The organism is Pedobacter sp. (genome assembly GCF_045628745.1).
GTDB lineage: Bacteria > Bacteroidota > Bacteroidia > Sphingobacteriales > Sphingobacteriaceae > Pedobacter.
Window position 1 is genome coordinate 1 of the sequence record NZ_JAZQPU010000052.1, and the last position, 2,082, is coordinate 2,082.

General features: G+C 40.3%; 1 protein-coding gene. It reads left to right on the top strand.

Translation table 11 applies throughout. The annotated features are described in order from the left end of the window. The coding region (locus tag ACR2F7_RS02255) for an alpha-2-macroglobulin family protein (protein ID WP_432711987.1) at positions 1-1,937 on the top strand (1,937 nt) is incomplete at its 5' end. Positions 1,938-2,082: the final 145 nt, after the last annotated feature.

Below are 2,082 nucleotides of genomic sequence, written 5' to 3' on the forward strand. Positions count from 1 at the left end.
CACCTTCTTCCATCCGTAAGAATTTTGCTGATGATGCCTTCTGGCAGCCAAAACTGCGTACCAACGCACAGGGCAGAGTAAAGTTTAAAGTTACCTTTCCTGATGACATTACCAATTGGAGAACCTTCTTTATCGCCATGAACGGCAAATCGCAAAGTGGTTATACCGATGGCAACATTAAGGCTTTCAAACCCTTGAGTGCTGCTTTTGTCAGTCCGTTATTCGCAATTGAGGGTGATACATTTAGCCCCCTTGGTAAAATAGCTAATTATGGTGCTACCGCAGTTTCCTTGAAGCGGAGCTTTAAATACAATGAAAAAACATTGCTGGAAGGTGTTTTATCCGTAGAAAATTCACACCTGGATACCCTCACAGTGAAAGCAGAAGGTGCCGACAGCCTGAAATTCAATTATAGCATCCAAAAGGAAAGTGGTTATGCCGATAGGGAAGAACGAACGATTCCTTTGTTTAAAGCGGGGATTTTAGAAACTAAGGGTGTGTTTTATGCCCTGGAAAAAGACACCGCAATTGCGCTAACTTTTGATCAAAAATTAGGGGAGGTGAGCTTTAGGGCCGAAGCCTCTGTATTGCCGGTTTTAGAAAATGAAACCGAGTACCTGCGCAATTACGAATATTTTTGTAATGAACAGCTGGCTTCTAAACTCAAAGCCCTGTTGGTACAAAAACGCATCAAGACCTTTCAAAAAGAGACTTTCAACAACGAGCGAGTGGTAAAACAAATCATCCGCCAGCTGGAAGATGGACGTAGAAAAGATGGCACCTGGGGATGGTGGAAAAATAGCGATGCTGAACTATGGATCAGCAGACATGCCATTGAAGCTTTGCTTGACGCTGAAAAAAGCGGTTTTCAGGTCAAGTTAAATAAAGAAGAACTCCGAAATTACCTTGTTTACCAATTGGCCAGTTTCCAGGGCATGAATAAGCTGGAGGCCCTCTTGCTGCTGCAAAAAATTAATGCTAAAGTAGATTATAAAGGTGCTATCGCCTTATATGAAAGCGAATTGAAAAAAGCAAAAGCTAAGGTTTCCGTACAAGAGAAATTTAAGTTGTTAAACTTAAAGCAACAGAATGGTATGGCGTTTAGCACAGATTCTTTGTTGCCTTTTCGCCATTCTACCCTATTCGGGAATCTTTATTTTGGAAAGAATAGCTTCCATTTATTTGACAACAGCATTCAAAACACCTTATTGGCTTATCAAATGGTTAGAACAGAAGGTAAACATGCCGACTGGCTTTTAAAAATGAGAAACTATTTACTAGAGCAGCGACAAGATGGACATTGGCGCAATACCTATGAGTCATCCCTGATTCTGGAAACCCTGCTTCCTGATTTATTAAAGGAAGGGGAGCAGCTGAAAGCAACAACTTTAACCATCACCAGCGGAAACAATAAAGAAGTTATTAGCCAATTCCCTTATACCCATACTTTTGCTGCAGGCGAAACGGTTAATTTGCAAAAACAAGGCACCTTGCCACTTTACATGACTGCCAGTCAGCAATTTTGGAATGCACAACCCGAAAAAGTATCAAAGGAATTTACCGTAGCTACCTGGTTTGAAAACAGCAATGGCGCAAAAGTTAAAGCTTTAAAGGGAGGTACGGCCATTATGTTAAAAGCTACGGTTAAAGTAAGTGCCGATGCTGATTATGTGATGGTAGAAATACCTATTCCTGCGGGTTGTTCTTATGAGGAAAAAGAACAAAGCTGGTGGGGACAAGAAGAACACAGGGCCTATGGCAAAAACAAAGTGAGCATCTTTTGTCGCAAGCTTAAAGTAGGGGATTATACATTTTCTATCAAACTTATGCCACGTTATGATGGGAATTATACACTCAACCCGGCAAAGGCAGAGCTAATGTATTTCCCTGTGTTTTATGGTCGTGAAGCTTTGAAAAAAGTGCAAATAGGAAATTAACATGGCTATTATTTATTTAAATGATCCTTTTTATGCACTGCGCGTGATTTTGATTAACTTTGCGCGATAAAATAGAGCACATAAAATAGAACTATGATTTATTTCTTTTCCAACGAGAGCAATACTGTTTTTGCTGTACAACTTG